Raw genomic sequence first — 25,532 nt, 5'->3', positions numbered from 1 at the left:
TCAACGTGCCGGGGTCACGGACGACCGTGCGCAGCCGCTCCCGCAGCGGGCCCTCGATGGGCTGATACACCTCGGGGATCTCCCGCCCCGTCCACTGGGCGACCTGGCGCCGCTTGGACCCGGCGAAGCGGCGCACGAGCAGCACCGTCTCGGGAAGCAGCCCGGCACCGACCACCGCGAGGGTGGCGACGGCCGTGAACAGCAGCACCGTGATGAAGATGATCGAGCCGAACGCCAGGCAGCCGCGAGCGCCAGCTGGACCGTGGCCAGCGCCGCCTGCCGCACCCTCTTTCTCATAGCCATCAGGCTAGGAAGCCCTGAGCCCCGACGCGGGAGAGCAGACCACCGTGCCGATGGTGGAGCCCGCTACACCACGGGTTCGGGAGAGCACTCTCTCGTGACGGCGAGCCTGCGACGGGATCGTTGAATGCGGAAGCTCACGCCCCCGCAAAAGGAAAAGTCATGAAGTCGCCTGCCCTCCTCGATGGTGCTCCGGTCAGCGCTCCGGTCGCTGTTCCTGGCCGGCTTCTCCGCCGCCGCGGCCTCCGCCGCCAGGCCACGGGAGCCCCCGGCCCCATCGCTTGAAGTACCCCCGGCCCGAACGCTTGAAGTACCCCCGTGGATCGTCTTCGTCGCCCCCGACGGGCAGAAGATCACCGCCGCCGAAAACAAGGCGGTCGTCGACGAACTCGTCGACGAGGCGTCCGAGGGATCCCAGGTCGTCGGCGCGGTGAGCCCCTTCCAGGCCGACGCCGTGAGCAAGGACGCGACGACCGCCTACGCGACCGTCACCTACAAGGTGAAGGCCGACGACCTCACCGACGCCACCAAGAACCACCTGGAAGACGCGATAGCCCAGGCCAAGGACGCGGGCCTGACCGTCGAGGTCGGCGGCGACGCGCTGGCGACCCAGCCCTCCGCGGGCGGATCGGCCGAGGCGATCGGCATCGCGATCGCCGCGGTCGTGCTGCTGATGACCTTCGGTTCCCTGGCCGCCGCCGGGCTCCCGCTGCTCACCGCGGTCCTGGGTGTCGGTGTCTCGATGGCTTCGATCATGGCTCTGGCCAGCGCGTTCGACCTGTCCTCGACGACCGGCACACTCGCCACCATGCTCGGCCTGGCCTGCGGCATCGACTACGCCGTCTTCATCGTCTCGCGCTACCGCGAGGAGCGCGCCAAGGGCCACACCCCGCAGGAAGCCACCGCCCTCGCCACCGGCACCGCCGGCTCCGCCGTGGTCTTCGCCGGCCTCACCGTCGTCATCGCACTCGCCGGACTCTCGGTCGTCGGCATCCCGATGCTCACCAAGATGGGCCTGGCCGCCGCCGGAGCGGTCGTCGTCGGCGTTCTCATCGCCCTCACCCTGGTCCCCGCCCTGCTCGGGTTCTGGCCCAACGCCGTCCTGTCCCGCTCCGCCCGCAAGCGCGGCAGGATCAAGGAAGGCGGCGAGAACAACGGCGGCAGCCGCTGGGCCCGCTTCGTCCTGCGCCGCCCCGTGCCCGTACTCCTCGCCTCGGTCGCGGGTCTGGGTGCCCTCGCCGTCCCCGTCACGGACCTCCAACTGGGCATGCCCGGAGCCGAGGCCAAGCCCACCTCCACCACCGAGCGCCGCGCCTACGACGACCTCGCCAAGGGCTTCGGCCCCGGCTTCAACGGACCCCTGTCCATCGTCGTGGACGCCAAGGGCGCCGAGGACCCCGAGGCCGCGGTGAAGGTGATCGAGGAGAAGATCGGCGCCACCGAGGGCGTCGTCTCCGTCTCGGCCGCCCGGTTCAACCCCGCCGGTGACACCGCGGTCTTCTCCGCCGTCCCGGCCACCGCCCCCACCAGCACGCAGACCCAGGACCTCGTCAAAACCATCCGGGACCAGCGTCCCGCCACCGAGTCCGCGACCAATGGGGCGAGCTTCGAGGTCACCGGCACCACCGCGCTCAACATCGACATGGCCGAGAAAACCCAGAAGGCGCTCATCCCCTACCTGATCGTGGTGGTGGGCCTGGCCATCCTGCTCCTGATGATCGTCTTCCGGTCCGTCCTCGTCCCGATCAAGGCGGCTGTCGGCTTCCTGCTCTCGGTGCTCGCCGCGCTCGGCTCCGTCGTCGCGGTCTTCCAGTGGGGCTGGGGTGCCTCGCTCCTCGGCGTCGAGTCGACCGGCCCGATCATGAGCCTGATGCCGATCTTCCTGGTGGGCATCGTGTTCGGCCTCGCCATGGATTACGAGGTGTTCCTGGTCGCCCGGATGCGGGAGGCCTACGTCCATGGCGACAGCCCCAGCCAGGCCATCCAGAGCGGCTTCCGCTACAGCGCCCGCGTCGTGGTCGCCGCCGCACTGATCATGATGGCCGTGTTCTCCGGGTTCATCGGCGCCGGCGAATCCATGATCAAGATGATCGGCTTCGGACTCGCCATCGCCGTTCTGTTCGACGCGTTCGTCGTCCGCATGGCCTTCGTACCCGCCGTCCTCGCCCTGCTCGGCAAGGCCGCCTGGTGGATGCCTCGCCTGCTGGACAAGGTCCTGCCCAAGGTCGACGTCGAGGGCCAAGGTCTTGTCCGACAGTCCGCCGTCACCCCGGCGCGGACCAGCCCGGCCGAACGCCAACCGGCCCGCGCCTGACACCCACACCCACGCCGAGGGCCGCCCGTGACGACACGGGCGGCCCTCGGCCCGCCACCTGTCCAGCACGGCCAGGACCTGTCCGGCCGATCACGGTGGAGGACTCGCTACACCACCATCAAAGGGGCGTCCTTCCTCCACTTGAGGATCTTGTCGAAGCTGACCACCGCGCCGCCCCGCCCCGGCTCATTGACGATCTGGACGTGGTCGGCGAGTTCCTGGATGAGACACAGGCCCCGACCGTGCTCGGCGTCGCCGTGGGCGGGGCGGAACGGGGCGCGGGCACGTCCTGAGGGGAAGCCGGGTCCGGAGTCGGAGACTTCGATGCGGCACTTCTCGCCGTCGAGGTAGGCAGTGACCCGGTAAGCCTCGGAAGAGGCACCGTGGGCGGTGTCGCCGCCGTGCTCGACGGCGTTGGCGCAGGCCTCGCTGAGGGCGACGGACAGGTCGTACGAGACATCCGGGTCGACGCCCGCCGTCTCCATCGTGCCGAGCAGCAGACGTCTGGCGAGCGGAACGCTCGCAGCCTCGCGCCGCAAATGGAGTGACCACCAGATGCTCATGCTCCAGCCTCCTGGCCGCGGCTCGACATACCGTTACGTATTGCCGCAAGCACCCGTGCGCAATCGCCCACTTGACGTGATGCCGCCCATACGGTGGACGCGCGGGCGACAGGGATCGGTGTATGGGCGGGCGGATCCCCCAGATGGCGCCGCCGATCCCCCCAGGCGGCGCGGGCGAATTCACCCCAGATGATGATCTTCCGTATCGTACCCAGCGGAACGTCACCTTGTGGACCTGCCGTGGGGAGCGGATAAGGCCAGTGCGATGATGAGCCCGCCATGACTGCCCCCCACCAACGAACGGCGCGCTCCGGATACGAGGTCCGGACCCTGCGGGCCGCGGTGTTCGCCGCGGTCTGCGTCGCGCTGGCCGCGGCAGGTCATGGGATCGCCTCCTGCACCACGGTCCCCCTGTGGACACTGGGCGCAGGATTCCTCGCGGTCTTCGCCGTCGCCGCCGTGCTGGCGGGGCGCGAACGTTCACTTCCGGGCATCGCCGCGCTGCTCGCCGTCGGCCAGACCGCGCTGCACACACTGTTCGGGCTCGGTACGACGACTGTCGGCTCCAGCGTCTCCCCGTCCATGTCGATGGCCGACACCTCGCTCGTGGAACGCGCCGCGCGGCTGGTGTGCGGTACGACCGCGGCAGCGATCAGCCCCGTGCAGGCCCAGAAGATCCTCGCCGACGCGCGGCTCGACACAGGTACGACGTTCTCCATGCACCACCCCGCGGACGCGATGTCGACCACCGCGGGCTCCTCGATGACGGTGCTGCCGTCCCTGCCGATGCTGCTCGGCCACATCCTCGCGGCCCTCGCCGCCGGATGGGTGCTGCGCCACGGGGACCTGACACTGCTGCGGCTCATGCGGCTGTCCGCGCACGGGGTCACGGAAGGGGCGCTCGTACGATCCCTGTGCGGGGCGCTCGCACTCGTACGCGCCCTGCGGGCCGGACTGCCGGAGACGCCCGGTGTGACACCGCGCGCCCCGCGCACCGCGCTGCTCACACCGCCGAAGCCCCGTACCACCACGCTTCAGCACATCGTGATCCGGCGCGGGCCGCCACACTCCACCGCTCTCGCCCTCGCCGCCTGACACGACGCGCCACTCCACGAAGACCAAGGGGATGCCGTCGTGCGGCACGCGCGCGTGCCGTTGTCGTACGCGCGCTCCTCACCTCATCGGAATTCCGTCATCGGAGTTCCGTCATCGGACTCACAGTGGAGTGTTCCCTTCCATGAAGGCTTCCCGTATCGCCGCCGCCGGCGCTGTCGCCGCCTCGGCCGTCCTCGCCGTGTCCGCCCCTGCCTTCGCGCACGTCAGCGTCCAGCCGGAGGGCGAGGCCGCCAAGGGCGGCTACGCCGTCGTCGACTTCAAGGTCCCGAACGAGCGTGACGACGCCTCGACCACCAAGATCGAGGTCACCCTCCCGACGGACCACCCGCTCTCGTCCGTCATGCCGCAGCCGCTGGACGGCTGGTCCGTGAAGGTCACCAAGAGCAAGTTGGACACCCCGGTCACCCTGCACGGCGAGAAGATCTCCGAGGCCGTCTCCAAGGTCACCTGGACCGCCACGGGCAAGGGCATCGAGCCGGGCTTCTTCCAGAAGTTCCCGCTCTCCATCGGCCAGTTGCCCGAGGACGCGGACGAACTGGTCTTCAAGGCGATCCAGACGTACGACAACAAGGAGGTCGTGCGCTGGATCGAGGTGCAGGAGGAAGGCGCGGAGGAGCCCGAGAACCCGGCTCCGGTGCTCGCGCTCTCCGCCGCGTCCGAGGACGGCCACCACGGGGCGTCCGCCACGGACGAGGCCACCGCCGAGAAAGCCTCCGACGAAGCCACGACCGCCGCCGTCCCCGCGGCCGCCGAGTCCTCCTCCGACTCCAGCGACACCACCGCCCGCGTCCTCGGCGTCGTGGGCATCGTCGTCGGCGCGGCGGGCGTGGCCTACGGCGTTCTGGCCGGGCGTCGGCGTACCACCGCCTGAGGCCCACGCAACCCTTCCGTTGTGCACCGGCGGGTCGTACGGCCTCGTCAACGACGTCGTACGACCCCGGTGCACGCCGGATTCCTCACATCTGGGACATTTTTCTATGCGCAAGAAGACGTATGCCGCGGCCGCCCTGTTCGCCGCCGCCGCACTGACCCTTTCCGCCTGCGGCAGTGGCGACGACGGCAACAAGCCCATCGCCGACGTGTCCGCCGAGTCCGGCTCGGGCAAGGTCGCGACGGTACTCGACCAGCCGTTCGAGAAGCCGGACCTCGTACTCACCGACACGCAGGGCAAGAAGTACGACCTCCGGGCGCAGACCAAGGGCGCGCCGACGCTGATCTACTTCGGCTACACCCACTGCCCCGACGTCTGCCCGCTGACGATGAACAACGTCGCCGTCGCCAAGAAGCAGCTGCCCAAGGCCCAGCAGGACAAGCTCCGCGTCGTTTTCGTCACCACCGACCCGGACCGCGACACCCCCTCCGCGCTGGGCAAGTGGCTCAAGGGCCTGGACTCCGACTTCGTCGGCCTGACCGGCGACTTCGCCACGATCCAGGCCGGCGCCCGCACTCTGGGCATCTCCATCGATCCGACGTCGAAGGACAAGGACGGCAAGCTCGTCTCCGTGCACGGCACGCAGGTCATCGCGTTCTCGCCGAAGACCGACGGCGGCTATGTGCTGTACGGCGAGGACGCTGACGTCGACGACTACACCAAGGACCTGCCCAAGCTCATCAAGGGGCAGAACCCGTGAGGCGTCCGGTGGGAACCGCCGTAGTGATCGCCGCGGCCCTGACGCTCGCGGGGTGCGGCGCGGACAGTTCCGCGAACACCTCGGCCAAACCCGAACTGAAGGTCACCGGCGCCTACATGCCCGCCCCCATCATGGACACCATGGCGGCCGGCTTCTTCACCGTCACCAACTCCGGTGGTGCCGACACCCTGACCTCGGTCACCAGCGACCTCTCCGACGACGTCACGCTGCACTCCACCCAGGGCGGCGCGATGAACGAGGAGAAGTCTTTCGCCATACCTGCGGACGGCACGCTCGCCTTCGCGAGCGGCGGCAACCACCTCATGTTCGAAAAGCTCACCCACAAGCCCCAGGAGGGCGAGAAGGTGTCGCTCGAGCTGCACTTCGCCAAGACCGGCACGGTGAAGATCTCCATGCCGGTGAAGTCCGCGACGTACAACCCGAAGACCGGACACTGAGGGAGCGATCACTGTGACGCAGACCATCTCTCCCACAGCCGCTGGCCGCAGCACTTCTGACGCCTGTCCCCGTGGCGCTTCCAGCGCCTGCGCCCGTGGCACTTCTCGTGCCGCTCTTCGGGTACGGACGTTGCTGTTGCTGTTGCTCGCCGTCGTGGGCTCGGTCCTCGCCGGTGCGGCGCCGGCCTCCGCGCACGCCGCGCTGACCGGAAGCGACCCGCAGCAGGGAGCGGTGGTCGAACAGGCACCCACCCAGGTCTCGCTCACCTTCTCCGAGCAGGTCGCGCTGTCCGACGGCTCGCTCCGCGTACTCGACCCCAAGGGCAAGCGCGTCGACACCGGCAAGGCGACCAACCTGAGCGGCACCACGTACGGCGTGAAGCTGCACTCGGGGCTGCCCGACGGCACCTTCACCGTCACCTACCAGGTGGTCTCGGTGGACAGCCACCCCGTCTCGGGCGCCTTCACCTTCTCCATCGGGGCACCCTCGCAGACCTCCGTCGCGCTGTCCGACGAGACGGCCGGCGGCGGAGTCGTCGGCGCACTCTACGGAGTCGGGCGCTATGTCTCGTACGCCGGATTCATTCTCCTCGTCGGCGGCGCGGCCTTCGTACTGGCCTGCTGGCAGCGGGGGGCCGGAGTCCGGCCGGTGCAGCGGCTCGTGGTCTCCGGGTGGCTCGCGCTGACCGGAGCCACCCTCGCGCTGCTGCTCCTGCGCGGCTCGTACGTCGGCTCCGGCAAGGTCGGCGACATCTTCGACCTGACGCTTCTGGGGCAGGTACTGCAGACCAAATCAGGTGCGGCGCTGATCTCGAGGCTGCTGCTGCTCGCCGCGGGCGCGCTGTTCATCGCGGTGCTCTTCGGGGCGTACGCGCGGCGTGACGAGGCAGACGGGCCCGACGCGTCCGACGAGGCAGCCGACGAGAAGAAGGACCTCACCTTCGGGCTCGCGATCGGCGGCGCCGTCATCGCGGCGGGCCTGGCCGCGAGCTGGGCGATGGCCGAGCACGCCTCGACCGGCGTCCAGGCGGACCTCGCGATGCCCGTCGATGTCCTGCACCTGCTGGCGGTCGCCGTCTGGCTGGGCGGTCTGTCGACGCTCCTCGTGGCGCTGTTCCGGGCGCCGGCCGAGGCACAGATCGAGGCGGCGACCGTACGGCGCTTCTCTCAGGTCGCGTTCGGCAGCGTGACCGTGCTGGCCGCGACCGGGATCTACCAGTCGTGGCGCCAGGTCGGCTCCTGGTCGGCACTCACGGGCACGGCGTACGGGCAGCTGCTGCTCGTCAAGGTCGGCCTGGTGGCGGTGCTCGTCGGCATCGCGTGGATCTCGCGGCGCTGGACGGCGCAGCTGTCCGAGGCACCGCCCGCGAAGGCCGTGGCAGGCAGAGCAGCACCGGCCAAGACGGCGAAGGAACCCGCCGCGGTGGCCGCGGGCACCGGAGACTCCCGGCGCGCCTCCCAACTCGCCCGGCAGCGGGCCGCCGTGGCCACGGCACGCGACAAGCGCATCCGCGCTGCCGACCCGATCCGTACCGGCCTGCGCCGCTCGGTGCTCGCGGAGGCGGGTGTCGCGGTCGTACTGCTGGCCGTCACGACCTTGCTGACGTCCACCGAGCCGGGGCGCACGGAGGAAGCCGCCCAGCAGGCCACCGCGTCCACGTCGCAGCGGTCCGGACCGCTGTCGCTGAAGATCCCGTTCGACACCGGCGGCGAGGACGGCAAGGGCACCGTGGAGGTCACCCTCGACCCGGCCCGGATCGGCAGCAACGAGATGCACGTCTTCGTGGTGCGGCCGAACGGCAAGGCCTTCGACGTCCCCGAGGTGAAGGTCGCCTTCACCCTCGCCGCCAAGGACATCGGCCCACTGCCCGTGACCCCTGACCACATCGCCACCGGGCACTGGTCGGCGAGCGGGGTCCAGCTCCCCATGGCGGGCGACTGGAAGATCGCGGTGACCGTGCGCACCTCCGACATCGACCAAGCGACCGTGAACAAGAACGCGAAGATCGGCTGAACCTCACCATGGCTGACCAGTCCACTCCGGGGGCGTCCGCTCAGAAGTCCGCTCAGGGCTCGGCTCAGGACACTTCCCGGGAGACCACTCAGGCGGACTCTCCCCAGGTGACCTCTCCTCGGGGGGTCGATGGCGTCTTTACGCGGCGCCGACTGCTCGGCACCGCCGGTGCCACCGGTCTCGCCCTGGGCGCGGCCGGAGGCGCCGCCGGGTATGCGGCGGCACCCTCCGCCGACAACGCCACGCCCTTGACCTCGCTCGGCGCGGACACGGTGATGTTTCACGGGAAACATCAGCCGGGCATCACCACGGCCCTCCAGGCACGCGGCCATCTCGTCGCGTTCGACCTGGCGGCGGGCGCGGGCCGCAAGGAGGCAGCCGCACTGCTGCGCCGCTGGTCGACGACGGCCCAGAGGCTGATGGCGGGCGAGGCCGCCGCGCACGACGACACGGACGTCGCCCGCGACGCCGGCCCGTCGTCCCTGACGGTCACCTTCGGCTTCGGCCACAGCTTCTTCGCGCGTACGGGCCTGGAGAAGCAGCGCCCGGTCGCCCTCGACCCGCTGCCCGACTTCTCCTCCGACCACCTCGACAAGGCGCGCAGCAACGGCGACCTGTGGGTGCAGATCGGCGCGGACGACGCGCTGGTCGCCTTCCACGCCCTGCGCACGATCCAGAAGGACGCGGGCAGCGCGGCCCGGGTGCGCTGGCAGATGAACGGCTTCAACCGCTCGCCCGGCGCCACCTCCCAGCCGATGACGGCCCGCAATCTGATGGGCCAGATCGACGGCACCCGCAATCCGAAACCGTCCGAGTCCGACTTCGACCAGCGCATCTTCGTGCCCGCCTCCGGCGACCCGGAGTGGATGGCGAACGGCTCGTACGCCGTCGTACGACGGATCCGGATGCTCCTCGACGACTGGGAGAAGCTCTCGGTCACCGCCCAGGAGGACGTCATCGGGCGGAAGAAGTCCAACGGGGCGCCCCTGACCGGCGGCACCGAGACCACCGCGATGAACCTCGACAAGACCGACGCCGACGGGAAGCTCGTCGTCCCCATCAACGCGCACGCCCGCATCAGCCGGCCCGACCAGAACGGCGGCGCCGCGATGCTGCGCCGTCCGTTCTCCTTCCACGACGGCTTCGACCCGGACGGCGTGCCCGACGCGGGCCTGCTCTTCGTCTGCTGGCAGGCGGATCCGCTGCGCGCCTTCGTCCCCGTCCAGCGCAAGCTCGACCGGGGCGACGCGCTGTCCACGTTCATCCGCCACGAGGCGAGCGGGCTGTTCGCGGTGCCGGGCGGGGCGGCGGAGGGGGAGTACGTGGGGCAGCGGCTGCTGGAGGGGTGAGGGTCCCCCTTCGGGGCCGCGGTTTCCCCAGGCGTCAGCCGGGTGGGACACGGCCCATTAGGGTGAGGTCATGCCAGCCAGCTATGCGTATCTCGGTCCCGAAGGCACCTTCACCGAAGTCGCCCTGCGCACGCTTCCGGAGACTGCCACCCGGCAGCTCGTCCCGATGGTGTCGGTTCCCGCCGCGCTGGACGCCGTCCGCAACGGCGAGGCCGAGGCCGCGTTCGTGCCGATCGAGAACTCGGTGGAGGGCGGCATCACCACGACCCTCGACGAGCTGGTCGCGGGCAAGCCGCTGATGATCTACCGCGAGGTGCTGCTGTCGATCACCTTCGCGCTGCTGGTCAGGCCCGGCACGAAACTGTCGGAGATCAAGACCGTGACCGCGCACCCCGCCGCGCAGCCGCAGGTGCGCAACTGGATGAAGGCGAACCTCCCGGACGTGCTCTGGGAGTCCTCGGCCTCGAACGCGGACGGTGCCCGACTCGTGCAGGAGGGCCGGTACGACGCCGCCTTCGCGGGCGAGTTCGCCGCTGCCACCTACGGTCTGGAACCGCTGGAGACCGGTATCCACGACGCGGAGAACGCGCAGACACGCTTCGTACTGGTGGGCAGGCCCGCCCGGCCCGCCGCGCCGACCGGTGCGGACAAGACGTCCGTGGTCATCTGGCAGCGCGACGACCACCCGGGCGCCCTTCTGGAGCTGCTCCAGGAGTTCGCGGTGCGCGGCGTCAACCTGATGCTGTTGCAGTCCCGGCCGACCGGCGAGGGCATCGGCAACTACTGCTTCGCCATTGACGCCGAGGGCCACATCTCGGACAGCCGTGTGGGCGAGGCGCTCATGGGGCTCAAGCGGGTCTGCCCTCAGGTGCGTTTCCTCGGCTCGTACCCCCGCGCGGAGGTCGACCCCAAGGACGTACGCGCGCCCCGGGCCGGTACGTCGGACGGCGAATTCGCCGCCGCGTCGGACTGGCTGGCGCGCTGCCAGGACGGCCGGTTCTAAGCGGTTCGCGCACCGCCGCCGCGAGTCGTTCTCGCCAGTCTTACCTGCAGATTTTCGTCATCCACAGTGTTATCCACAGGTGGGCTTCTCGACCTGGGGACAAGTCGACAACGAAGCACTACATCGTCGACAAATCGGCCTACAGGCCCCAACTTCGTCCACAGCCCGGCACATCACCCCTCGTCCACTCTTTTCCCTTGATCAATCCTTTGGGGGGAAGCATTTCCACTCGAACGTGGGTGTAGGGGTGGTTTGACCCGGGAATCCTTCGTCCCGCATGCGGCTTTCGGAATGATCACCTCCGAAGTCCACAGATCTTCCGCACAGCCTGTGGATAACTTTTCGGGGGCATGGATTCCTGTGGACAACCCTCACCAAGTCCCGTTCTCCACAAGGGAGTCCGGTCAACCGATCAACCACTGTCTGCCCCGTTTCAGGGAGCACCGTCCCATTTATTGACGCCCATTGACGCTCACTGACGATCAAGGGAGCGAGTAAGGGAGCGGAGAAGGGATTCGGATCGGCATTTCACTCATAACGCAACAGACCCCACACACCGGAATATCGAGTCGTTGGCCGGAAGCACGCACCGGTAGCCTTGAGGGGTGATTGACCTTCGCCTGCTCCGTGAGGACCCCGACCGTGTGCGTGCGTCGCAGCGCGCCCGTGGAGAGGACGTCGCACTCGTCGACGTCCTCCTTTCCGCCGACGAGCGGCGCAGGTCGTCCGGCGTCCGCTTCGACGAGCTCCGTTCCGAGCAGAAGGCGCTCGGCAAGCTGATCCCCAAGGCCTCCGGTGACGAGAAGGCAGAGCTGCTGAAGAAGGCTGGCCAGCTGGCCGCCGACGTCAAGGCGGCCGACGCCGAGCAGCACGAGGCGGACGAGGAGGCCAAGCGGCTCCTGCTCCAGCTCGGCAACCTCATCCACCCGGACGTCCCGGTCGGCGGCGAGGAGGACTTCGTCGTCCTGGAGACGCACGGCACGATCCGTGACTTCGGCGCCGAGGGCTTCGAGCCCAAGGACCACCTGGAGCTCGGCGAGGCGCTCGGCGCCATCGACGTCGAGCGCGGCGCCAAGGTGTCCGGCTCGCGCTTCTACTACCTGACGGGTGTGGGCGCCCTCCTGGAGCTCGCCCTCGTCAACGCGGCGATCGCGCAGGCCACCGAGGCCGGCTTCGTCCCGATGCTGACGCCGGCGCTGGTCCGCCCGCGCGCCATGGAGGGCACCGGCTTCCTCGGCCAGGCCGCGGAGAACGTGTACCACCTGGAGAAGGACGACTACTACCTGGTCGGCACCTCCGAGGTCCCCCTCGCGGCGTACCACATGGACGAGATCCTCGACGCCGACAAGCTGCCGATGCGCTACGCCGGCTTCTCGCCGTGCTTCCGCCGCGAGGCCGGCACCTACGGCAAGGACACCCGCGGCATCTTCCGGGTGCACCAGTTCGACAAGGTCGAGATGTTCTCGTACGTCGCCCCCGAGGACGCGGAGAACGAGCACAAGCGGCTTCTGGACTGGGAGAAGCAGTGGCTGACCGGCCTCGAGCTGCCCTTCCAGGTGATCGACGTGGCGTCGGGTGACCTCGGCGCCTCCGCTTCCCGCAAGTTCGACTGCGAGGCGTGGATCCCGACTCAGGGCAAGTACCGCGAGCTGACCTCGGCCTCGAACTGCGACGGCTTCCAGGCCCGCCGCCTGTCCGTGCGGATGCGCGACGGCAAGAAGGTCCAGCCGCTGGCCACGCTGAACGGCACGCTGTGCGCCGTACCGCGCACGATCGTGGCGATCCTGGAGAACCACCAGCTGGCCGACGGTTCCGTGCGGGTGCCGGAGGTGCTGCGTCCGTACCTGGGCGGCCGTGAGGTCTTGGAGCCGATCTCCAAGTGACCGGCGCTCCTGGCTCGTTCCCCTACAAGCTCGTAGCGACCGATCTCGACGGGACGCTGTTGCGCTCCGACGAGACGGTCTCGGAGCGTACGCGTGAGGCGCTCGCCGCGGTGACCGCCGCGGGCGCCGCGCACATCGTCGTCACCGGGCGCGCGGTGCCCTGGACCCGGCACATCCTCGACGACCTCGGCTACGAGGGCCTCGCGGTGTGCGGCCAGGGGGCACAGGTGTACGACGCGGGGGAGCACCGGCTGCTCACCTCGGTGACGTTGGACCGGCAGCTGGCCGGTGTCGCACTCGCCAAGATCGAGGCGGAGGTCGGCCCGCTGCTGCTGGCCGCGAGCCGCGACGGGCTCGACGGCGAGGTGCTGGTCGGGCCCGGTTACCGGATGATGGAAGGCTCGCTCCCGGCCCTGCCGATCAAGGACGCGGCGGACCTCTGGTCGGCGCCCCTGAACAAGGTGTACGTGCAGCACCCGACGCTCTCCGACGACGAGCTCGCCGCGGTGGCCACCGAGGTCGCGGGCGGACTCGTCGGCGTCACGATGGCCGGAGCGGGGATAGTGGAACTCCTCCCCCTCGGCCTCTCGAAGGCGACGGGGCTGTCCCTGGCGGCCCGTCGCCTCGGCGCGAAGGCCGCGGACACCATCGCCTTCGGCGACATGCCGAACGACATCCCGATGTTCGCCTGGGCCGCCCACGGCGTGGCCATGTCCAACGCCCACAACGACCTCAAGGCGGTCGCGGACGAGGTGACTTCGTCGAATGAGGAGGACGGGATCGCCGTGGTGCTGGAGCGGTTGCTGACGTAGCCGAAGCATGGGCCGCAGCTGAAGCATTGGCCGTGATCGGGCCGGCCCCGCCCGCCCTGAGACGAGGGCGGGCGGGTGGGGAAATCCCGCCGCGTGGCGGCGGATCGGAACGCCGCCGAACCACAGCGGCAGAGTTTGGGTGGGCGGCCCGCGCGGCGAACGCGCGCTCGAAGCGGCCGCCCCGGGCAGCCCCCCGTGCGAGGCGGTTCGACAGAGAGGTGACTACTCCGAAACCACCTGCGGGCTGCCCTGTAGGGAGCTCGACGGACTGCTACTGATGGGCATCGTCGCGCTCCTCTCCCAGAACGTGGCGCCGACTCGATGCGGCGGCGCGGACAGAACTACTGTGCCCGTACGCCGACTTGGGCGCCACTGATTAAGACGCCGCCCTCCAATTGCCGGTCGGTCTGAAGACCGCCCCGAAGGGGTTCACCGGCGGCGCCACCTGCGCCGCCGGGCCTTGCTGAAGAACCACCCCGCGGGCGGCTCGTCGGAGCGCCAGGGCTGTGGGTCGGGTCCCCCTTCCCGCCAGCGGGCGGCGAGCATACGGGCACGGGCCGAGGGTTCGGTCGTCCCCGCGGACCGTATGAAGTTCTCGTCGAGTTCGAGGTCGTCCCAGATGTCCTCGGACTTCCGCTGTTCCTCACCCTGCGGTTCTGCCATCCCCGTTCCTCCTAGCCGTACATCCCCTTCGGCCAGTGTGCCCAGACAGGGGTCAATTTCCTGTCAAGAAGAGGGCTCACTCCTCACCGGCAAGCGTCAGCGTCCGCAGCTTCTGCCCGGCGTACCAGGTGGCGAGTACGGTGACCGCGACCAGCAGCACCGTCGCGGTCGGCAGGCTCACGTCCGAGGTGACGAGGTCCCCGTCGGCGACCTTGTGGCCCACCGCAAGCGCCCACTGCTGGACGCTGAGCGTGCGGGCGCCGGACACCAGCGACCCGAAGAGGGTCTCCCAGACGAGCGCGTAGATGAGCCCGAAGACCACCGCGTGCCGGGTCACCGTCCCCAGGAGCAGGAACAGGGCGGCGTACGTGATCGACGCGACCAGCGCGGCCACGGTGTAGGCGACGGCGATCTGCTGCCCGTTGCCGTTCAGGATCATGCCCGCGATGAAGGTCGGCACCGCCGAGAACGCCATGGTGACGCCGACGGCGACGATCAGCTTGGTGTAGATGATCGTCGGCCGCTTCAGGGGCTTGGCGAGCAGATACACCACCGAGCCGTCGTCGATCTCGGGGCCGATCGCGCCCGTACCGGCGATGACGCCGATGATCGGCACCATCGTGGCCAGCGCGAACCCGCCGAGCAGGTCGGAGGCCACCTGGTCGTCGGCTCCGGTGAAGCCGCGTACGGCGGCCGAGATCACGATGAGCAGGACGGGCAGCGCGCAGAGGATGAGGGCCCTGCGTCGGCCGAGCAGGGCTCGATAGGTGAGCCGGGCGACTGTGGGGTCGTACATTTTCGGCCTCCTACGCCGCGACGAGATACGAGAAGACGGACTCGAGGGACTCGTCGGAGGGCGAGACCGTGAGCAGCCGGATGCCGTGCTCGCGCGCGACGCGCGGCAGCAGAGCGGTGAAGCGGCCGAAGTCGACCGCCTGGATGCGCAACGCGCCCTCGTCCAGGTCCACTTCGATGCCGGCCGTCGACGGGTCGGCGATCAGCGCGGCGGCCAGCGCCCGGTCGTCGCTGGAGCGGACGAGGTAGCGGTGCGGGCGGTCGGTCATCAGCCGGCGGATGCGCCGGAAGTCACCGCTCGCCGCGTGCCGTCCGGCGACGATCACCTCGATGTGCGCGGCGAGTTGTTCGACCTCTTCGAGGATGTGGGACGAGAACAGCACCGTGCGGCCCTCGTCGCCCATGCGCCGCAGCAGGTCCATGAGCTGCATGCGCTGGCGCGGGTCCATGCCGTTGAAGGGCTCGTCGAGCAGCAGCAGGGAAGGGTCGTGGACGAGCGCGGAGGCCATCTTCACGCGCTGTCGCATGCCCTTGGAGTACGTCGAGATCTTGCGGTCCTGCGCGTACTCCATCTCGACCGTGTTCAGCGCCCGCTGGGCGGCCTTTTCGTCGAGGCCGTGCAACTCGGCGTTGGCGACGACGAATTCGCGGCCGGTGAGGAAGTCGTACATCCCCTCGCGCTCGGGGACGATGCCGATGTGCCGGTAGATCTGTTCGTTGCGCCAGACCGACTGGCCGTCGAGGGTGACGGTGCCCGTGGAGGGGGCGAGGAAGCCGCCCATCATGTTGATGAGGGTGGACTTTCCGGCGCCGTTCGGGCCGAGCAGGCCGGTGACGCCGGGCCCGATCGTCATGGTGATGTCGTTGACCGCCACCACGTTGCCGAACCAGCGCGAGACGTGGTCGATGTTGAGCGTGGTCACAGCCCGACCTTTCGGTAGCGGCGCATCAGGAGGCCGTAGCAGCCCGCGATGAGACCCAGGACGACGATGAGGTGGACGACGCCCTGGCCGGTCGAGGGGCCTTCCCCTCCGGGGTAGGCGGAGGTGGCGCCGAGGAAGGCCGTCTGCACTCCGTCGATGAGCGTGATGGGCGAGAAGAGCCCGAGCCAGGGGACCGCCGTGGTGCTGGACTGCTCGAAGGCGATGGCCTGGACGGTGGACACCGCTCCGTAGGAGATCGTCAGCACGGCGATGACGGCCGCGATACCGAATCCTCGGCGGGGGGTGACGGCCGAGATGACCAGGCCGATCCCCGCGAAGAGCAGCGACAGCAGTGCCACGGAGACCATTGCCTGCGCGAATCCCTTGGTCTGGTCGGCGAAGTCGAGTTTCGCCAAAAGCGCCCCTGCATAGAGCACGATCAGCGGCGCGGCCGTCAGGACGAACAGCGCCGAGGCGAGCGCGGCGTATTTGGCGCGTACGTAGTCGACGGTCTCGATGGGGCGGGAGAAGTACAGCGGCACGGTCTTGAAGCGCAGGTCGCGCGAGACGGCCTGGGGTCCCTGGGAGGCGACGTACAGGCCGATGACGGCCTGCAGGACGACCGCGTAGCGCGTGTAGTCGAGGGGCAGGTCCTTCGCGTTGGTGGCGACCGTCACCGCCACCATGATGACCGCGGGCACGCACATCACCACGAGGAGCAGCATCGGCAGCACCTTGGACCTGGTCGAGCGGCCCAGGCCGTAGGCGCCGCGCAGGGACTGCGAGTACAGCGAGCGGCGGGCGTAGGCGCGGCCGAGGCGCGGGCCGTCGTAGTGGCGGTAGCCGATGTTGTGGATGCGGGTCTGCTCACCGCGCTGGGCCGGTGCCTGGATCCGGGGCTGCTCAACTGCCATGTCGGACCGCCTCCTTCCGCTGCTCGTGCTCATCGCCTTCGGTCTCATCGCTTCCGGTGTGGAAGACCTCCGCGATGTGGTGCCTGCGCTGTTCCATCCGGACCAGGCCGAGGCCGAGGTCGGCGACGATGTCGCGGACCAGGTCGTACGTCTCCTCGCCCTCCGCCGTCAGCAGCAGGATGTGCCCGGCGCCCGGCAGCCCGCTGCCGTCGTGGGTCTCGACCCCGCGCGCGTGGAGCGCGTCGCGCACCGCGCGGGTGCCGTCCGGGTGCTCGTCGGTGTCGGTGACCTCGATGGCGAGGGTCGTGGTGGTCTGGGTGAAGTCCGTGGTGGAGCTGGAACGCAGCAGCTTGCCGCCGTCGATGACGACGACGTGGTCGCAGGTACGCTCCAGCTCGCCCAGGAGGTGGGAGGTGACCAGGACCGAGATCCCGAAGTCGGTGTGGATGCGGCGGATCAGGCCGAGCATCTCGTCGCGGCCGACCGGGTCGAGGCCGTTGGTCGGCTCGTCGAGGAAGACCAGCTGGGGGTCGTGGACGAGGGCCTGCGCGAGCTTGACGCGCTGCTTCATACCCGTCGAGTAGCCGCCGATGGGGCGGTAGCGCTCCTCGTACAGGCCGACATGGCGCAGCGTGTCCGCGGTGCGCTCGCGGGCCGCGGCCGGCGGGAGCCCGGACATGCGCGCCATGTGGACGACGAACTCGGTGGCCGAGACGTCGGGCGGCAAGCAGTCGTGCTCGGGCATGTACCCGACGCGCTCGCGGATGGTGCCGCCGTCGGTGGCGACGTCGAGGCCGAGGACCTGTGCGCGGCCCTCCGTGGCGGGGGACAGCCCCAGCAGGATCTTGATCAGCGTGGACTTCCCGGCTCCGTTGGCTCCGACGAGTCCGGTCACGCCGGGCCCCACGTCCACGGAGAGCCGGTCAAGAGCGGTCACCCTGGGGTACCGCTTGCTCAGGCTTTCGGTAGCGATGACAGTCACGTCGTCGACGGTAGTGGCGCACGCCACAGCAGGCGTCACCCCACGGAGCTGGATCCGCGTCCGCCTTCAGTCGTACGGGCCCGTAGGGGTCCCCCTGAGGTCGAACAACCGGCACCCGCTCATCCACATCGCGGCGGTTGTCCACAGGCGCCCTGCAGGTCTATTGACGCAGCCTCTAACAACTGTCACATTCACGAGTGTCACGTTACGAACACGTACCGCGGTCAGCGTGGACATGGTGGGGCGGGTGGCATGACAACGGCAGTGGCAGGCGAACTCTCGGCGGAGCTGCGGGGGTTCAGAGACGTACAGCGCCTCGCCTACGAGTGCGCGGAGGCGGTCGCGGCGCGGCTGAAGCCGGGTGTGACCGAGCGCGAGGCGGCGCGCATGCAGCGCGAGTGGCTGAGCGAGCGCGGCGTGCGCGACTGGTTCCACCTGCCCTTCGCCTGGTTCGGCGACCGCACCGCGTTTGTGAACTTCCGCATCCCCCTGCAGTTCTTCCCCACCGACCGCCGCCTGGAAGCGGGGATGCCGTTCATCCTCGACATGGCCCCCGTCCACAAGGGCTTTACGGCGGACATCGGCTACTCGGACTCCCTGGGCCCGAATCCCCTGCAGGACAAGCTGCTCGCCGACCTGGAGGCACACCGCGAGCTGATCCTGCGGGAGGTGCGCGAACGCAGGCCCCTGCGCGAGATCTACGAGGACGTGGACCGGCTCATGGTCCGCCAGGGCCATGCGAACCGGCATCGCGCATACCCCTTCGGCGCGATCGCGCACAAGGTCGACCGGGTGCGGGAGCGTCCCTGGTCGCCTCGCCTGTTCGGGTTCGGCACGCAGGCCCTGAAAGGGCTGGCGAGCGACGCGTTGCACGGGCACCGCGAGGGCTGGTCGCCGCTGTGGTCGCCGTACAAGTTCTCCGACCATCCGCCCCGGCCGGGGCTGTGGGCGGTCGAACCGCACCTCGGATTCCGGGGCACGGGTGCGAAGTTCGAGGAGATCCTGGTCGTCACCGACTCCAAGGACCCTGATCAGAGCGCGTTCTGGCTGGACGACGAGCTGCCGCACGTGCGGCGCTGGGCGGAGGACAAGTGAGTCTCGAGGGCGCGCGCGAGCGCTGGATCCGGACGGGCGGAGTCGAGCTGTGCGTCGCCGAGTTGGGCGACTCCGCACAGCCCACGGTGGTGCTCGTGCACGGCTATCCGGACTCCAAGGAAGTGTGGTCCGAGGTCGCGACACGCCTCGCCGAGCGCTTTCATGTCGTGCTCTACGACGTCCGGGGACACGGCAGATCGACGGCGCCGCAGCCGCTGCGCGGCGGGTTCACGCTGGAGAAGCTGACGGACGACTTCCTGGCGGTCGTGAACGCGGTCAGCCCCGACAGGCCGGTGCACCTGGTGGGGCACGACTGGGGCTCGGTGCAGTCCTGGGAGTTCGTGACGGTGGAGCGCACGGAGGGCCGGATCGCATCCTTCACCTCGATGTCCGGGCCGTCCCTCGACCACTTCGGGCACTGGATCAAGCAGCGGGTGAAGCGGCCCACCCCGCGCAGGATCGGCCAACTTCTGGGCCAGGGAGCCAAGTCCTGGTACGTGTATCTGCTGCACACCCCCCTCCTGCCCGAGCTGGCCTGGCGCGGCCCGCTCGGCAAGCAGTGGCCGAAGATCCTCCAGCGGGTCGAGAAGGTGCCTTTGGGTGCGGGCGACTATCCGACCCCGTCACTGTCCTCGGATGCGGCGCACGGCGCCTGGCTGTACCGCGACAACGTCCGGGCACGGCTGAGCAGGCCGCGCCCGGACGCGCACGCGCACGCGCCCGTGCAGCTCGTCACGCCTCTGGGGGACGCGTTCCTCTCCGAGCGGCTCTACGACGAGCTGGAGCAGTGGGCCCCGGGGCTGGTGCGTCGCACGCTTGAGGCCAAGCACTGGATTCCGCGCACGCGTCCCGATCAACTGGCCTCCTGGATCACGGAGTTCGCGCAGGCCCATAAGGACGGCGCATCCGTGCCGGCCACCCTGGCCGCCGGCAAGTACGCGGACCGGTTCGGCGGACAGCTCGTGCTGGTCACCGGCGCGGGCAGCGGCATCGGGCGGGCCACCGCCTTCGCGTTCGCCGAGGCCGGTGCGCGTGTGGTGGCCGTCGACCGGGACGCCGAGGGCGCGACCCGCACGGCGGAGATGTCCCGGCTGATCGGCTCCCCCGAGGCCTGGGCCGAGACGGTCGACGTCTCGGACGAGCAGGCCATGGAGAAGCTCGCGGAGAAGGTCGCCACCGAGTACGGCGTCGTGGACGTGCTGGTGAACAACGCCGGGATCGGGTTGTCGGGCTCCTTCTTCGACACGACTCCGGAGGACTGGAAGAAGGTCCTCGACGTCAACCTGTGGGGCGTCATCCACGGTTGCCGGCTCTTCGGGAAGCAGATGGCCGAACGCGGCCAGGGCGGCCATATCGTCAACACCGCGTCGGCGGCGGCGTACCAGCCGTCGAAGGCGCTGCCCGCCTACAGCACCTCCAAGGCGGCCGTGCTGATGCTCAGCGAGTGTCTGCGCGCGGAGCTGGCAGGCCAGGACATCGGCGTCTCGGCGATCTGCCCCGGCTTCGTCAACACGAACATCACCTCGACCGCGCACTTCGCCGGTGTCGACGCCACCGAGGAGAAGCGCCGGCAGAAGAAGTCGGCGCGGCTGTACGGGCTGCGCAACTACCCGCCGGAGAAGGTGGCCGACGCGATCCTGCGCGCGGTCGTCCGCAACGAGGCGGTCGTGCCCGTCACCCCCGAGGCGCGTGGCGCCCACCTCATGTCCCGTTTCATGCCACGGGCGTTGCGGGCGATCGCACGCATGGAGCCTCCGCTGTGAGCGACTGAAAGGAGCTCGGCACGGCTGTACTCCGGTGTCCACAGCGGCCGTACCATCCCTCGCAGGAGTGCCGGGGACGGACTCGGGAGGGCGGGGAGCGTGAACGACGAGCCTGTCGGTGCCGCGTACCGCATCGAGGATCTGGCGCACCGCAGCGGCGCCACGGTTCGCACGATCCGCGCCTATCAGGACCGCGGGCTGCTGCCCCGCCCCGAGCGGCGCGGCCGCGCCAATGTGTATGCGGACGCGCATCTCGCCCGGCTGCGGCAGATCGCCGATCTCCTGGACCGCGGCTACACGCTGGCCTCCATCAAGGAGCTTCTGGAGGCCTGGGATACGGGCCGTGGCCTGGGCGGGATCCTCGGGCTGGTCACGGAGGTCGACGGACCGTGGACCGACGAGGAGGCGATACGGATCTCGCGCTCGGAGCTGGACGAGCGGTTCGGCAACATCCCCGCCGACGCGGCGGTGGCGGACGCCGTGGAGCTCGGCGTGCTGGTACCGGTCCCGGGCGACGAGGACTCCTTTCTCGTTCCGAGCCCCCAAGAGCTGGCCGTGGCCGTGGAGTTGTACGCGGCCGGTGTTCCGCTGTCCGCGATCTCGCGCCATCTGGGGGAGTTGAGGGTCAAGGTCGAGCACATCGCTTCCGGTTTCCTCGAGTTCACCACCGAGCACGTCTTCGCGCGCTATCTCGGTGAGCGTCCGCCGACCGACGCGGAAGCGGCCGAGGCGGCATCGCTCGTACGCCGCCTGCGGCCACTCGCGCAGCAGACGGTGGACGCGGAACTGGCCCGCGCCATGCGACTGTTCGCAACTCGGCATCTGCGTCAGCACCTGGGCGCGGAGCAACCACGGGAGCGTCGAGACGCGACACATTCTGTGGAGATCCCCGCGGACACAATGCGCGCTGTGGAGCGGCTGGTTGGCGCGGACCAGGTGGCCGCGTTCATCACGGCGGCCGCCGAACGGGAGGTGCAGACACGGATCTTGTACCGGCTCACCTCAAACCAGAACAATGACAGCACTGTTGATGAAATACCCTAAATCGCCTTTGAGTTGTCCACAGATTCTCCAATCCCCCTGTGGATAACAGCACTTGGTTGTGGATCAAACCTCCGTACCAAAATCAAATGCGTGATCCGTCTCTCGCAGGCACCCTGGAGTGATGGACGAAAGACGCACCGTGAAGGTGTCGAAATACCTCTCGAAGCATCTGCGGCATCAGCCCGAGCGGATCGGGCTCACGCTCGGCGAGGGTGGCTGGGTCGAGATCGACACCCTGATCGCGGCAGCCGCCGCGCACGGCTTCCGGTTCAGCCGCGACGAGCTCGACCACGTCGTGGCCACGAACGACAAGCGGCGCTTCGCCGTCGAAGGCACCCGCATCCGGGCCAGCCAGGGCCACTCCGTCGAAGTCGACCTCGGACTGCCCCCGGCGACCCCGCCGGCGTATCTCTACCACGGGACCGTGGCCCGCAACCTGGACGCGATCCGCGCCGAGGGCCTCAAGCCCATGAACCGGCACGACGTGCACCTGTCACCGGACCGGGAGACCGCCACCCGGGTCGGCGCGCGCCGCGGCCGACCGGTCGTGCTCGGCGTGGACGCCGCCGCCATGCACCGCGACGGCCATGTCTTCCGGGTCAGCGCGAACGGAGTGTGGCTCACCGAGGCCGTCCCGCCGGGCTACCTCCGGTTTCCCGGACCGCACTGACCGGGCGCCGTCACCGAGAGCCGCCGCGGTCATCCCGCGCTCACGCTCCGCGTCGGGCACGGTCACGGTCACCCCGCGCTCACGCTCCACGCCGGGCACAGTCATTCCGCGCCTCCGCTTACGCTCGATGCATGAGTCTGCGTCTGAGCACTGTGATCCTGCCGTACCTCCGCTGGCACGAGGGCGGGCGTCACGCCTGGCAGCGTGCGGAGCACCTGGGCTTCCACGCCGCGTTCACGTACGACCATCTGGCGTGGCGCACCTTCCGGGACGGCCCCTGGTTCGGTGCCGTCCCGACGCTGACCGCTGCGGCCGCCGTCACCGACCAGCTCCGCCTCGGCACGCTGGTGACCTCGCCCAACTTCCGGCACCCGGTGACCCTCGCCAAGGAACTGATCTCCCTCGACGACATCTCGAACGGCCGGATCACCCTGGGCATCGGCGCGGGCGGCACCGGTTTCGACGCCACGACGCTGTTGAAGAGCGACCAGGAGCCCTGGACGCCGCGCGAGCGCGCCGACCGCTTGAGCGAGTTCGTACCGCTGCTCGATCGCCTCCTCACCGAGGACGGTACGGACGGGGTCTCGCACGACGGCGACTTCTACTCGGCGCACGAGGCGCGCAACATCCCCGGCTGTGTCCAGCGCCCCCGGCTGCCCTTCGCGGTGGCCGCCACCGGTCCGCGCGGACTGAAGCTCGCCGCCCGGTACGGGCAGGCGTGGGTGACGACGGGAGACCCGAAGCTTTACGAAACGGGCACCCCTGAACAGTCGATTCAGGCCATTCGCGGTCAGGCCGAGAAGCTGGCCGCCGCCTGCGCCACGGTCGGCCGGGACGTGGCCGAGCTCGACAAGATCCTGCTCACCGGTTTCACCCCGGACCGCGGCCGCCCGCTGCAGTCCCTGGACGCGTTCGTCGACTTCGCGGGCCGACACGCGGAGCTGGGCTTCACCGACATCGTGATCCACTGGCCCATCCCCGACTCCGACTTCGCGGCGGACCAGAAGGTCTTCGAGCGCATCGCCATGGAGGCCCCTGCGCAGCTGCGCTGACCCCGAGGTTGTCGGCAGCCGCGACAGCGGGGTGGAAAGGTGCTGGTGAGGGCGGTAACCACTCACCTGTACGGACTGCCGCACGACCGTGCGGGCATATGCGCGAGAATGGCCGGGTGACCTCAGCGACTCGACAGCCCGAACCCCCGGCCTCCCCCAAGCCCTCGGCTGCGCTCGAGCAGGGAGGTACCCCCATCCTCCCGCCACGGCTGATCGCCACGGACCTCGACGGCACCCTGCTGCGCGACGACAAGTCCGTGTCCGAGCGCACGGTCGCCGCCCTCGCCGCCGCCGAGGAGGCCGGCATCGAGGTCTTCTTCGTCACCGGCCGCCCGGCCCGCTGGATGGACGTCGTCAGCGAGCATGTCCACGGACACGGACTGGCGATCTGCGGCAACGGCGCCGCCGTGGTCGACCTGCACGGCGGCCCCGGCGCCCACCGGTTCGTGAAGGTCCGGGAGCTGGCCCGGGACAACGCGCTCGACGCCGTACGACTGGTGCGCGAGGCCGCGCCGGGCACCGTGTTCGCCATCGAGCAGACCTACGGCTTCTACCAGGAGCCGGAGTACCCCAAGCTGCACATGGAGACTCCCGACGGCCTCGCGCCCGCCGAGAAACTCCTGGCCCCGGATGCGCCTGGTGCCGACGAACCGGTACTCAAGATCCTCGCCTTCCACCACGAGCTCGACCCCGACGCCTTCCTCACCGCGGCCCGCATCGCGGTGGGCGACCGCGCCACCGTCACCCGCTCCAGCCCCAGCGCCCTGCTGGAGATCAGTGGCCCCGGCGTCTCCAAGGCCAGCACGCTCGCACTGTGCTGTGCCGAGCGCGGTATCTCCCCCGAGGAGGTCGTCGCCTTCGGGGACATGCCGAACGACGTCGACATGCTCACCTGGGCGGGCACGTCGTACGCGATGGGCAACGCGCACCCCGACGTGATCGCCGCGGCGTCCGGCCGCACGGTCGCCAACAACGACGACGGGGTCGCCGTCGTCATCGAGCGGATCATCGCCGAACGGCAGTAAGAGGCGCCCACCAGGAGAACGCCTCTTACAGGCCGTCGGCTGAGGCCCCCTACCGGACCGTGATCCCGTGCTCGGCCAGCCACGGCACCGGGTCGACGGCCGAGCCCAGCTCGGGTGAGACCCGCGCTTCGAAGTGCAGATGAGGCCCGGTCGAGTTGCCGCTCGTGCCCGACTGTCCGATCCACTGCCCGGTCGTCACCACCTCACCCTGGTCGGCCGTGACGGAGGCGAGGTGCGCGTACTGCGTGCAGTAGCCACCCGGGTGCTCGATCACGATCTCGATGCCGAAGGCGCCGCCGCACGACACCTTCACCACCCGGCCCTCGCCGACCGCCCGCACCGGAGTGCCGATGGGCACCGCGAAGTCCTGGCCGGTGTGCTCGTTCGCCCACAACTCGCCATCGCTGCCGAAGCCCGCGGAGAGTCGATACGACTCCACCGGCGCGACCCACGCGGGCAAGGGCCCCGACACCGGCTGACCGAGCCGGACGGCACCACGGCAGGAGCCGGACGCCACGGAGGCGTCCGCCTGGCTCTGCAGTGTCCACCGCGCCATCTCCAACTTCGCCTGGATGTTCCGCTTCAACTCTGCGAGATCGGCCTTCCACCGCTCCACCGCCTGCCACTCCGACCGGGCCTTCGCCTCGTCGGCGGCGAGCTTGGCCTCGGCCCGACGATTCTTGGCAACGGCGTTGTTGACGGCGAGGTCCGCCTGCCACAAGGCGTGCTGGCCGCGCATCATCTCCTCGGCGTTGTCCGCGAGCAGCAAATGCGCGACATAGGGCAGCCCACCGCCCTCGCGGTACTGGGCGCGCGCCATCCGGCCCAGGTCCGCGTGCAGTGCCGCGATGTCGCGCCGTTCGCGCGCGAGGCGTTGCTCGGCCCGCCGCGCCTCGACCCGCCGTGCGTCGGCTTTCTTCCGTCCCACTTCGTACTGCCGTGTCGCCACGGAGACGTCGTCGTACAGCCGCGCCACCTGCGCGGCGATGCCTGGGTCACTCCCGGGCCCGCTCTCCTCCTCGGCCGCCGAGGGCGCCGCCGAGGGCGCGGCCACCAGCGCGAACACGCACAGCAGCGTCGGCACGAGCAGGGGATGACGACGATATGAGCGCATGTCAGCAATCGTGTGCCGATCCGGCGGCCGCAGTCCTGTTCACGTCGTA

Annotated in this window: 24 protein-coding genes; 16 read left to right on the top strand and 8 right to left on the bottom strand. The window is 69.7% G+C overall.

The genetic code is table 11. The features are described from left to right. A partial coding sequence (locus tag AB0D57_RS14185; protein WP_362071425.1) for a sensor domain-containing protein occupies positions 1-208 on the bottom strand: 208 nt, incomplete at its 3' end. A 276-nt stretch (positions 209-484) separates the two neighbouring features. On the opposite strand from AB0D57_RS14185, the gene AB0D57_RS14180 reads away from it, so the two are divergent. Continuing rightward, a complete protein-coding gene (locus tag AB0D57_RS14180; protein WP_362071423.1) occupies positions 485-2,614 on the top strand; it encodes an MMPL family transporter in 2,130 nt (709 codons plus the stop codon). A gap of 107 nt (positions 2,615-2,721) precedes the next feature. On the opposite strand, the gene AB0D57_RS14175 is transcribed toward AB0D57_RS14180, so the two are convergent. Then, on the bottom strand, positions 2,722-3,177 hold the full coding sequence (locus AB0D57_RS14175) for an ATP-binding protein (protein WP_362071420.1): 456 nt from the start codon (positions 3,175-3,177) through the stop codon (positions 2,722-2,724). A gap of 279 nt (positions 3,178-3,456) precedes the next feature. Here AB0D57_RS14175 and AB0D57_RS14170 point away from each other — a divergent pair, with 279 nt between their 5' ends. The 9 genes from AB0D57_RS14170 (at position 3,457) to AB0D57_RS14130 (ending at position 13,443) form a co-directional block, all read left to right on the top strand. Then, complete coding sequence (locus AB0D57_RS14170; protein WP_362071418.1) at positions 3,457-4,272, top strand: hypothetical protein; 816 nt, start codon at positions 3,457-3,459, stop codon at positions 4,270-4,272. Positions 4,273-4,414: 142 nt separating this feature from the next. Next, on the top strand, positions 4,415-5,164 hold the full coding sequence (locus tag AB0D57_RS14165) for a YcnI family protein (protein ID WP_362071416.1): 750 nt from the start codon (positions 4,415-4,417) through the stop codon (positions 5,162-5,164). 106 nt (positions 5,165-5,270) lie between these two features. Next, positions 5,271-5,924: an SCO family protein gene (locus AB0D57_RS14160; protein ID WP_362071414.1), complete on the top strand. Its 654-nt coding sequence runs from the start codon at positions 5,271-5,273 to the stop codon at positions 5,922-5,924. Then, entirely contained in the window at positions 5,921-6,382 is a 462-nt protein-coding gene (locus AB0D57_RS14155) for a copper chaperone PCu(A)C (RefSeq protein ID WP_362071412.1), read from the top strand. Before AB0D57_RS14160 ends, AB0D57_RS14155 begins: the two co-directional genes overlap by 4 nt. A gap of 130 nt (positions 6,383-6,512) precedes the next feature. Next, positions 6,513-8,396 (top strand): copper resistance protein CopC, encoded by a 1,884-nt coding sequence (locus AB0D57_RS14150; protein WP_362071410.1) that lies wholly within the window; start codon positions 6,513-6,515, stop codon positions 8,394-8,396. A gap of 8 nt (positions 8,397-8,404) precedes the next feature. Then, the gene (efeB, locus tag AB0D57_RS14145; protein ID WP_362071408.1) at positions 8,405-9,745 is read left to right on the top strand and encodes an iron uptake transporter deferrochelatase/peroxidase subunit; all 1,341 of its coding nucleotides are present in this window, start codon (positions 8,405-8,407) and stop codon (positions 9,743-9,745) included. Between the two features lie 70 nt (positions 9,746-9,815). After that, on the top strand, positions 9,816-10,748 hold the full coding sequence (gene pheA / locus AB0D57_RS14140) for a prephenate dehydratase (RefSeq protein WP_362071406.1): 933 nt from the start codon (positions 9,816-9,818) through the stop codon (positions 10,746-10,748). Between the two features lie 605 nt (positions 10,749-11,353). After that, entirely contained in the window at positions 11,354-12,631 is a 1,278-nt protein-coding gene (serS, locus tag AB0D57_RS14135; RefSeq protein ID WP_362071404.1) for a serine--tRNA ligase, read from the top strand. Further along, complete coding sequence (locus AB0D57_RS14130) at positions 12,628-13,443, top strand: HAD family hydrolase (protein WP_362071402.1); 816 nt, start codon at positions 12,628-12,630, stop codon at positions 13,441-13,443. Before serS ends, AB0D57_RS14130 begins: the two co-directional genes overlap by 4 nt. A gap of 429 nt (positions 13,444-13,872) precedes the next feature. On the opposite strand, the gene AB0D57_RS14125 is transcribed toward AB0D57_RS14130, so the two are convergent. The 5 genes from AB0D57_RS14125 to AB0D57_RS14105 all read right to left on the bottom strand — a co-directional run bounded on the left by AB0D57_RS14125 (position 13,873) and on the right by AB0D57_RS14105 (position 17,747). Next, positions 13,873-14,106, bottom strand: a complete 234-nt coding sequence (locus AB0D57_RS14125) for a hypothetical protein (protein ID WP_362071400.1) — start codon at positions 14,104-14,106, stop codon at positions 13,873-13,875. A gap of 76 nt (positions 14,107-14,182) precedes the next feature. Beyond that, on the bottom strand, positions 14,183-14,902 hold the full coding sequence (locus AB0D57_RS14120; RefSeq protein WP_362071398.1) for an ABC transporter permease subunit: 720 nt from the start codon (positions 14,900-14,902) through the stop codon (positions 14,183-14,185). Positions 14,903-14,912: 10 nt separating this feature from the next. Beyond that, complete coding sequence (locus AB0D57_RS14115) at positions 14,913-15,824, bottom strand: ABC transporter ATP-binding protein (protein WP_362071396.1); 912 nt, start codon at positions 15,822-15,824, stop codon at positions 14,913-14,915. After that, positions 15,821-16,738, bottom strand: a complete 918-nt coding sequence (locus tag AB0D57_RS14110) for an ABC transporter permease (protein ID WP_362071394.1) — start codon at positions 16,736-16,738, stop codon at positions 15,821-15,823. The genes AB0D57_RS14115 and AB0D57_RS14110 overlap by 4 nt, the downstream gene beginning before the upstream one ends. After that, positions 16,728-17,747: an ABC transporter ATP-binding protein gene (locus AB0D57_RS14105; protein ID WP_362071392.1), complete on the bottom strand. Its 1,020-nt coding sequence runs from the start codon at positions 17,745-17,747 to the stop codon at positions 16,728-16,730. The genes AB0D57_RS14110 and AB0D57_RS14105 overlap by 11 nt, the downstream gene beginning before the upstream one ends. 225 nt (positions 17,748-17,972) lie before the next feature. Between AB0D57_RS14105 and AB0D57_RS14100 the strand changes: the two genes are divergently transcribed. The 6 genes from AB0D57_RS14100 (at position 17,973) to AB0D57_RS14075 (ending at position 24,369) form a co-directional block, all read left to right on the top strand. Next, the gene (locus tag AB0D57_RS14100) at positions 17,973-18,815 is read left to right on the top strand and encodes a M24 family metallopeptidase (protein ID WP_362071390.1); all 843 of its coding nucleotides are present in this window, start codon (positions 17,973-17,975) and stop codon (positions 18,813-18,815) included. Then, positions 18,812-20,578: an SDR family oxidoreductase gene (locus AB0D57_RS14095; RefSeq protein WP_362071388.1), complete on the top strand. Its 1,767-nt coding sequence runs from the start codon at positions 18,812-18,814 to the stop codon at positions 20,576-20,578. The genes AB0D57_RS14100 and AB0D57_RS14095 overlap by 4 nt, the downstream gene beginning before the upstream one ends. A 99-nt stretch (positions 20,579-20,677) precedes the next feature. After that, positions 20,678-21,622: a MerR family transcriptional regulator gene (locus tag AB0D57_RS14090; protein WP_362071387.1), complete on the top strand. Its 945-nt coding sequence runs from the start codon at positions 20,678-20,680 to the stop codon at positions 21,620-21,622. Between the two features lie 121 nt (positions 21,623-21,743). Further along, positions 21,744-22,292, top strand: a complete 549-nt coding sequence (locus AB0D57_RS14085; protein ID WP_362071385.1) for an RNA 2'-phosphotransferase — start codon at positions 21,744-21,746, stop codon at positions 22,290-22,292. Between the two features lie 131 nt (positions 22,293-22,423). Next, the gene (locus tag AB0D57_RS14080; RefSeq protein WP_362071383.1) at positions 22,424-23,344 is read left to right on the top strand and encodes an LLM class flavin-dependent oxidoreductase; all 921 of its coding nucleotides are present in this window, start codon (positions 22,424-22,426) and stop codon (positions 23,342-23,344) included. A 98-nt stretch (positions 23,345-23,442) separates the two neighbouring features. Next, positions 23,443-24,369, top strand: a complete 927-nt coding sequence (locus AB0D57_RS14075; RefSeq protein WP_362071382.1) for a Cof-type HAD-IIB family hydrolase — start codon at positions 23,443-23,445, stop codon at positions 24,367-24,369. A 49-nt stretch (positions 24,370-24,418) separates the two neighbouring features. Here the strand turns inward: AB0D57_RS14075 and AB0D57_RS14070 are convergent, their stop codons facing one another. After that, positions 24,419-25,483, bottom strand: a complete 1,065-nt coding sequence (locus AB0D57_RS14070; protein WP_362071380.1) for a peptidoglycan DD-metalloendopeptidase family protein — start codon at positions 25,481-25,483, stop codon at positions 24,419-24,421. Positions 25,484-25,532 lie beyond the last annotated feature (49 nt).

It is taken from the genome of Streptomyces sp. NPDC048275 (genome assembly GCF_040652275.1).
Lineage (GTDB): Bacteria > Actinomycetota > Actinomycetes > Streptomycetales > Streptomycetaceae > Streptomyces.
Note: the sequence above shows the minus strand (reverse complement) of the source record. Positions and strands in the feature narration are given on the sequence as shown.